11 protein-coding genes are annotated in these 7,674 nt (G+C 70.6%); 10 read left to right on the forward strand and 1 reads right to left on the reverse strand.

The features are described 5' to 3' along the window. The 6 genes from BIV24_RS11935 to BIV24_RS11960 all read left to right on the forward strand — a co-directional run. Positions 1-1,088 (forward strand): SEC-C domain-containing protein (locus tag BIV24_RS11935; protein WP_071366230.1); only part of this gene is annotated, 1,088 nt, incomplete at its 5' end. Positions 1,089-1,318: 230 nt separating this feature from the next. After that, a complete protein-coding gene (locus BIV24_RS11940; protein WP_071366231.1) occupies positions 1,319-1,603 on the forward strand; it encodes a type II toxin-antitoxin system Phd/YefM family antitoxin in 285 nt (94 codons plus the stop codon). 5 nt (positions 1,604-1,608) lie between these two features. After that, positions 1,609-1,995 (forward strand): type II toxin-antitoxin system VapC family toxin, encoded by a 387-nt coding sequence (locus BIV24_RS11945; RefSeq protein ID WP_079168201.1) that lies wholly within the window; start codon positions 1,609-1,611, stop codon positions 1,993-1,995. Positions 1,996-2,144: 149 nt separating this feature from the next. Beyond that, positions 2,145-2,864 (forward strand): 3-oxoacyl-[acyl-carrier-protein] reductase, encoded by a 720-nt coding sequence (fabG, locus tag BIV24_RS11950; protein ID WP_071366232.1) that lies wholly within the window; start codon positions 2,145-2,147, stop codon positions 2,862-2,864. 5 nt (positions 2,865-2,869) lie between these two features. Further along, the gene (gene fabI / locus BIV24_RS11955; RefSeq protein ID WP_071366233.1) at positions 2,870-3,637 is read left to right on the forward strand and encodes an enoyl-ACP reductase FabI; all 768 of its coding nucleotides are present in this window, start codon (positions 2,870-2,872) and stop codon (positions 3,635-3,637) included. A gap of 206 nt (positions 3,638-3,843) precedes the next feature. Then, the gene (locus BIV24_RS11960; RefSeq protein WP_071366234.1) at positions 3,844-4,215 is read left to right on the forward strand and encodes a hypothetical protein; all 372 of its coding nucleotides are present in this window, start codon (positions 3,844-3,846) and stop codon (positions 4,213-4,215) included. 7 nt (positions 4,216-4,222) lie between these two features. On the opposite strand, the gene BIV24_RS11965 is transcribed toward BIV24_RS11960, so the two are convergent. Then, positions 4,223-4,912 carry a FadR/GntR family transcriptional regulator gene (locus BIV24_RS11965; RefSeq protein ID WP_071366235.1) on the reverse strand — a complete coding sequence of 230 codons (690 nt, stop codon included), beginning with the start codon at positions 4,910-4,912 and terminating at the stop codon, positions 4,223-4,225. Between the two features lie 99 nt (positions 4,913-5,011). On the opposite strand from BIV24_RS11965, the gene BIV24_RS11970 reads away from it, so the two are divergent. From BIV24_RS11970 to BIV24_RS11980, 4 genes are all read left to right on the forward strand, one after another. Continuing rightward, positions 5,012-6,301 (forward strand): CynX/NimT family MFS transporter, encoded by a 1,290-nt coding sequence (locus tag BIV24_RS11970; RefSeq protein WP_071366236.1) that lies wholly within the window; start codon positions 5,012-5,014, stop codon positions 6,299-6,301. Between the two features lie 69 nt (positions 6,302-6,370). Then, positions 6,371-6,487 (forward strand): SGM_5486 family transporter-associated protein, encoded by a 117-nt coding sequence (locus BIV24_RS36000; protein ID WP_107459373.1) that lies wholly within the window; start codon positions 6,371-6,373, stop codon positions 6,485-6,487. Between the two features lie 171 nt (positions 6,488-6,658). Continuing rightward, complete coding sequence (locus BIV24_RS11975) at positions 6,659-6,874, forward strand: hypothetical protein (protein ID WP_071366237.1); 216 nt, start codon at positions 6,659-6,661, stop codon at positions 6,872-6,874. Between the two features lie 166 nt (positions 6,875-7,040). Beyond that, complete coding sequence (locus tag BIV24_RS11980; protein WP_071366238.1) at positions 7,041-7,559, forward strand: SixA phosphatase family protein; 519 nt, start codon at positions 7,041-7,043, stop codon at positions 7,557-7,559. The last annotated feature ends 115 nt before the right edge of the window (positions 7,560-7,674 follow it).

Consider the following 7,674-nt stretch of genomic DNA (forward strand, 5'->3'; position numbering starts at 1 on the left):
GGGCCGCGTCCCGCCCGACCGCCCCCGTACCCACCCCCGCCCAGGCCGCCGAGGAGTGCGAGAGGCTGGCGGCCCACCACCCGCAGGACCGCGAGGAACTGCTCCTGGAGGCCGCCGACGCGTGGCAGGAAGCGGGGCGGCCCGAGCGGGCGCTCGCACTGTACGAACGGCTGCTGGACCCGGACACCGGGGGCGCCTCGGAACCGGACCTCGTGGATGCCTTCCGGATCAGCGCGCTGTGGGAAGCGGGCCGGGTGGAGGACGCCCGCGCCTCGGCTGCCGCGTTCCGCAAGCGGCACCCTCGGCACCCGGCGGCCTGGAACTTCGTGGCCGAGGCATTCGAGGGAGCGGGCGAGGCCGCGACGGCCGCCGAGTGGTACACGGCGGGCGTCACGCACGTACTGGGTGCGGGCACACCCGTGACGGCGGACGCGGTGGAGGCGGCCCGGGACGGCTTCGACCTGGAGACCCTGGTCATCGGCCGCCACCGGGTGCGGCGCCTGCTGGGTTCCCCGCACGACGACTGGGACGACGTGGCCGACGAACTGCACGGGCGCCGTGAGTCTGCCTGGCTGGGGGGCCGCGCCCGCCCGCTCGACGAAGTCCATGATCCCCTCCGGCTCAAGCGGCTGAAGGAGGGCGGGGCCGACGCGCTGCACGCCGAGGTCGCGGCGCTGACGGACACGCTGGGGGCGGTCGGGGCCGCGCCGATCGCCCCCCGGAGGGCGTGTGTCCTGTACTGGCCGCCGGACGAGTTCACCAAGCTGCTCGAGCACTGGCCGAAGGCCGCCGAGGAGTACGGCGACGACCACGCCGGCCACAGACGCCAGGTGGAACGAACCCTGGGGGAGCTGTCCGAGGAGGGTGTCCCGCACCTGGCGGTCGCCCACGCCACACTGGCCGGGCTGGAGGCCCACGCGGAGAACATCGCCGCATCCCCCGACACCTCGGACACCCGCTCCGCCTACGCGGCCGAACTCGCTCGCACGGGACGGACGACCGACTGGCCGCCTCCGCGCAACGGCCCCTGCTGGTGCGGCTCGGGCCGCAAGTACAAGAAGTGCTGCGGAAACCCGGCCCTGGCGTGACCGGGCCTGGTGCGCCCCCGCTCACGGACGGTCATCCGGTGTACGCGGCGGAGCGCGCCGACGTCGTGGTCGTGTCAACGGCGGAAGATGAGGTCAGGTCGCATCGCCGTGTCCAGAGCACTGATGTCCTCGCTGGAGTTCAGCTGTCGCGTGCGACCACGTGGACTCCGCATGGTGTGGGCACATTCTTGTAATGTAGGTACATGTCGGCTTGTTGAAGGAGGACCCCCATGAGCACCATCTCCGTGCGTGAGTTCTCGTACAACCCCAGCGCCGTCTTCGCGCGTGTCGAGAAAGGGGAGGCGATCCAGGTCACTCGACACGGCAACGTGATCGCCATACTGTCGCCGGCCGGCGGGCCCATGGAGCGGTACGCGCACTTGGTGGCGCAGGGAAAGATCAAGCTGAAGCCAGTCACCGCTGCCGACCGGCACAGCATGCCGCACTACGACGTACCGGAGGATGTCGACCCCCTGGCGCTGCTCCTGGCCGAGCGCGAGGAGGACGACCGTTGATCTACATGGACACTTCGGCATTGGTCACATGGATGACCCGCCGCAGCCATTGGGCCGAGTTGGACGCTTTCCTTCAGCAGCGAGTCACAGAGCCGCTCGCCACCAGCACGCTCGGCTTCGTGGAGACCGTACGGACCCTGGACCTCGTAGGGCACTTTCCAAAAGCGATAGAGGATCTTGATGCCCGGATCACCGAGGTCCTCCTCACCCGAGAGGTGCGTGACGGGGCGGCTGCACTGGTTGGGCGCCTGCGAACGCTGGACGCGATCCATGTGGCCAGCGCACTGTCGCTGCGGGACGACCTGACCGCCGTGGTGACGTACGACCGCAGGATGCTCGAAACGGCTCGTGCCGAGGGCCTTTCCGCGTACGCCCCCGGCATGGCGGACTGACCAGGGCGGACCGACTGTAGGAACCCGACAGCAGGCAGGTGGTGCCACTGTCGGTGCCGGAATGTCCGCCCGGCGATCAGGACCGATAGGTTTTCGACGAAGGCACCTGTCCTGCAGGGGCTCCAGACCGCTATCGAAAGGGTGATCCGTTGAGCCGCTCGGTTCTCGTCACTGGAGGCAACCGGGGCATCGGCCTCGCCATCGCCCGCGCGTTCGCCGACGCCGGCGACAAGGTCGCGATCACGTACCGCTCGGGTGAGCCGCCGGCCGCCCTCAAGGAATTGGGCTGCCTCGCGGTCAAGTGCGACATCACCGACACCGAGCAGGTGGAGCAGGCCTACAAGGAGATCGAGACCCAGCACGGTCCGGTCGAGATCCTCGTCGCCAACGCCGGCGTCACCAAGGACCAGCTCCTGATGCGCATGACCGAGGAGGACTTCACCTCGGTCATCGACACCAACCTCACCGGTGCCTTCCGCGTCGTCAAGCGCGCCAACCGGGGCATGCTGCGCGCCAAGAAGGGCCGCGTGGTCCTGATCTCGTCGGTCGTGGGGCTGCTCGGCTCCGCCGGACAGGCGAACTACGCTGCCTCCAAGGCCGCGCTGGTCGGCTTCGCGCGCTCCCTCGCCCGTGAGCTGGGCTCCCGCAACATCACCTTCAACGTCGTCGCGCCCGGCTTCGTCGACACCGACATGACCAAGGCGCTCACCGACGAGCAGCGCGCGAACATCGTGTCGCAGGTGCCGCTCGGCCGGTACGCGCAGCCCGAGGAGATCGCCGCGACGGTGCGCTTCCTCGCCTCCGACGACGCCTCGTACATCACTGGAGCCGTCATCCCCGTTGACGGCGGACTGGGAATGGGTCACTGATCACCATGAGCGGAATTCTCGAGGGCAAGCGTGTCCTGATCACCGGTGTGCTGATGGAGTCCTCCATCGCGTTCCACGCCGCGAAGCTGGCCCAGGAGCAGGGCGCCGAGATCATCCTGACCGCGTTTCCGCGGCCCACCCTGACCGAGCGCATCGCCAAGAAGCTTCCCAAGCCCACCAAGGTCATCGAGCTCGACGTCACCAACGACGAGCACCTCGGGCGCCTGGCCGACATCGTCGGCGAGGAGCTGGGCGGCCTCGACGGTGTCGTCCACTCGATCGGCTTCGCCCCGCAGGACGCCCTCGGCGGCAACTTCCTCAACACGCCGTTCGAGTCCGTGGCCACCGCCATGCACGTCTCGGCGTTCTCCCTGAAGTCGCTGACCATGGCCTGCCTGCCGCTGATGCAGAACGGCGGCTCCGTCGTCGGCCTCACCTTCGACGCGCAGTACGCCTGGCCGCAGTACGACTGGATGGGCCCCGCCAAGGCCGCCCTGGAGGCCACCAACCGCTACATGGCGCGTGACCTGGGCAAGCAGAACATCCGCTGCAACCTCATCTCCGCGGGCCCCATCGGCTCCATGGCCGCCAAGTCCATCCCGGGCTTCGGCGAGCTGGCCTCGGTGTGGGACAGCCGCTCCCCGCTGGAGTGGGACCTGAAGGACCCGGAGCCGGCCGGTCGCGGCATCGTCGCGCTGCTCAGCGACTGGTTCCCGAAGACCACCGGCGAGATCATCCACGTGGACGGTGGTCTGCACGCCATCGGCGCCTGAGCGCCCACGACCGTCGCGTAAGCGCTTGCGCCGTCCCGTAGGCGCGCCGTGCGCCCTGCCGTACGAGGCCGACGCCCCGTTTCCCGCTTCGCGCGGGGAGCGGGGCGTCGACCGTTCGGAGTACCTGGCCGGGCGCTCGAGGCCATGCGGCACGCACGCTGGGAGTACGCACCGCCCCGCAGCCATACGGCCGAGGAGGTCCCGTTGTGCGCCTGTTCCGCCGGTTCACCCCTTGGCTCGTAGCGGTTTCCCTGGTCATGTCCTTGCCGTACGAGGCCCTGCCGCACGCGCGCGTGAAGCACGCCGTGCCGCACGCACGCGTGCAGACCGGGAAGACCGTGGTCCCGGAGCCCTTCGGGGCGCAGTGCCGGGTCCACGTGACCGGCTCGCATGTCGTCGCGTACTGCCACAACCCCTATCCCCTGACCGATCACGTGAGCCTGCACATCGACTGCGACCGGTGGTGGGACATCGACAGCGACACCGCCCCCGTCGAGGCAGCGCCCGCGATGACCGTACGGATGACCGGCCGCTGCTGGGAGAAGGTCCGCACGGTGTGGGTCGGCCACCAGAGGTGAACCGCGGTCAGCGGCCGGGGTGCCTCGGGCGTCCGGGACGGCACATGAACGGATAACCGGCCGCCTCCGCGGCGGCAGCGGAGGCGTCGCCCGCCCGGATCGCGTCCATGAGCCTCGTGTGGTCCATGTACGTCTCCGGCGTCAGCTCCTCGCCGACGTCGCCGCGCAGCCACTCCCGCATCACCTCGCCCAGGTCCGCGTACATCGCCGTCATCACGTCGTTGTGGGACGCGGCCACCACGGCCATGTGGAAGGTCGCGTCCGCGGTCACGAACGTCTCCGTGTCCCCGGACCGCCAGGCCTCCTCGCGGCGCCCGAGGAGAGCGTCGAGCTGCTTGAGGTCGCGCTCGGTGCGCCGCTCGGCGGCCAGCTTGGCGGCTGCCGACTCGAGGGTGGAGCGCAGCTCGGCGATGTGGTTCGGATCGGCGTCGGCGAACCGGCGGTGCATCACGCCCGCCAGCTCGCTGGTCGCCACCACGTACGTCCCCGAGCCCTGCCGGATGTCCAGCAGGCCGTTGTGCGCGAGCGCGCGGACGGCCTCACGGACCGTGTTGCGGGCCACCCCGAGCTGATCGACCAGCTCGGGTTCGGTGGGGATGCGGGAGCCCACCGGCCATTCACCCGAGGTGATCTGGTTCCGCAGCGCTGCGATGACCTGCTCGGACAGCGCGGATCGACGAGGGTGGCTCAGCGGCATGACGGTCCTTCGTGCGGGCCTGTGTGCGTGACCGGAAGGTCCGGAGCGTAGCGCAATCGCCATGGACAACCAATCATCCCATCATTCTATGATGGCCTCATGACATGTGAGGAGACCGGGACGGCGACGGCCGCACCGATACGCAGTTCCGCGGGAACGGAGACCGAGGGCGGGACGGCCGCCCCGCGCGCGTGGACGATGCGGCTGCTGGTCGTCGGCATCGTCCTCGCCGCGCTCAATCTGCGCCCCGCCGTCACCAGCCTCGGCGCCCTCCTCGAAGAGGTGCGCGACGGGCTCGGCATGAGCGGCAGCGTCGCGGGCCTGCTCACCTCCGTACCGTCGCTGTGCTTCGCCGTCTTCGGTGTCATGGCGCCGCGGCTCGCCCGCCGCTTCGGGCCGGGCGCGGTGGTCTGCGCCGGTATGGCCGCCATCACCGCCGGCCTGGTGATCCGCCCGTACGCCGGGAGCACGGCCGGTTTCCTGGCCGCCAGCGCACTCGCCCTGATGGGTATCGCCGTCAGCAACGTGCTGATGCCGGTGATCGTCAAGCGCTGGTTCCCGGACCGGGTGGGCTCGATGACGGGCCTGTACTCGATGGCGCTCGCCGTCGGCACGTCCTCCGCCGCCGCGGTCACGGTGCCCGTGACCGACTCCCTGGGCGGGAACTGGCAGTCGGGGCTCGCCGTCTGGGGGGCGCTGTCGGCGGTGGCCGTGCTGCCGTGGCTTCCGTTCGTCCGCGCGCGGGGCGCCGATCCCGCGGCCGGCTCTCCCGCCGCAGTGGGAGCCCAGAGCGAACCCGACGGGCTGCGGATGGTCCGGAGCCGTACCGCATGGGCGCTGGCCGCCTTCTTCGGGCTCCAGTCCACGGCCGCGTACATCACGATGGGCTGGATGGCACAGATCTTCCGCGACGCCGGGGTCCCCGCCGGCACCGCCGGTGTGCTCCTGGCCGTCACGATGGTGATGGGCGTGCCCCTCGCCTTCGTCATCCCGCGGCTGGCTTCGCGGCTGCCGCAGCAGGGCCCGATCGTGGTCGTGCTCGGCGTGTGCGGTCTGGCCGGGTACGCGGGGCTGTACCTGGCCCCGGCGGGCGGCGCCTGGGCGTGGGCGCTGCTGCTCGGCGTCTCCAACTGCGCCTTCCCCCTGGCGCTGACCATGGTGGGGATGCGGGCCCGGACGAGTGCGGGCGTGGCCAAGCTGTCCGCGTTCGCGCAGAGCACCGGGTACCTGCTGTCGATCCCGGGGCCGCTGCTCGTCGGCGTCCTCTACCAGCACAGCGGCGGCTGGGGCCTGCCGATCGCCCTCATGGCCGGGCTGATGATCCCGCAGATCGCGGTGGGCATCCTGGCCGGCCGCAACAGGACCGTGGAGGACGAGGCCGCGCGCTGAGCGGCAGGTTCACCGGAGGCCCCCCACCCCGACGGAGTCGGGGCGGGGGAGGGGTGCGAAACTGACCGTATGCCCGTGCTCGACCCGAACCCCCAGAACAGCCAGAAGAAGATGCTGCTCATCTTCGGCACGTTCATCGCCATCTTCGTGCTCATCGCTGTCGTCGCGACGATCGCCTCACCGTGACGGGACCCTCCCTCGGCCCGGGGTGGGGCTAGCCCCACCATCCCCTAGGGGGAGAGTGTCAGGGTCAAGTGGGTGGATCACCGGATGGGTTGAGGACGGCGCAGTCCGTACCTTCGAGATGTGGCCGCGGAGCGCGGCTCACGGACCACTCGAGGACGCACGGAGGCAGCCATGCCCGCCCGCACGCACACCCGGCCCCACACGGCGACCACGGGCGGCGTCGAGATCCGGCTGCCCTGGTGGGCCATCGCCCTGCCCACGCTGGCCTTCGTCGTCCTGCTGGCACTGATACTCAACCCGGCGGACACGACCGCCGACGGCGGCGACGCCGCCCTCAGTCACCTGGTCGCCCGCATCCAGCAGACGGTGACGTCCTACGCGTCGTGAGGTCACCCGCGGGACGGACCGTCCGGAACACCACCCCTGCGGCGGCACCCCGGTTCATGCGGGGCGGGCGCGGGCCGAGGGCCCGGTGGGCCGCCGGTATGCGGGCACGGCCCGGCATCGCCAACTCCCTGCGTCTGTCGGCCCCTCTCATGCGAAGCTGGGACCCATGAGCTCCGCAGAACCCCGCAGGATTGTCCTCTTCCGGCATGCGAAGTCCGACTGGCCGCAGGTCTCCGATCATGAGCGCCCCCTCGCCGACCGGGGCCGCAAGGACGCCGCCGTCGCCGGACGCAAACTGGCCGACACCGGCATCCCCTTCGATCTGGCCCTCTGCTCCACCGCGACCCGCACCCGCGAGACCTGGAAGCTCGCGGTCCAGGAGCTTGCGCAGCGGCCGAAAACCGTCTACGAGGAGCGGGTCTACGAGGCCTCGCCCGGTGAACTGATCGCCCTGCTCAACGAGACTCCCGACGACGCGCGCAATGTGCTGCTGATCGGCCACAACCCCGGTATTCAGGGTCTCGCCGAGGTCCTCGCCAGCGCGGCAGAGGGCGACTCGGGTGAGCGGATGAACCGGCGCGGCTTCCCGGCCGCCGCCTTCGCCACGCTCTCGTTCGACGGTTCCTGGAAGTCGCTGGAGCCGGGCGTGGCCACCCTGCTCGGCTACTGGGCGCCGAGCGACTGACCGTTCCTTCGGACTGAGCGGGAGTGAGCCCGATCAGCCGTGCGCCCCGAACGGTCTTGGGCGCACTGGTCGTCCGCTTGCGCGTCCCGGGCGGCGACACGGATCGTGTCCGTGG

The organism is Streptomyces colonosanans (genome assembly GCF_001866645.1).
Taxonomy (GTDB): Bacteria; Actinomycetota; Actinomycetes; order Streptomycetales; family Streptomycetaceae; genus Streptomyces; species Streptomyces colonosanans.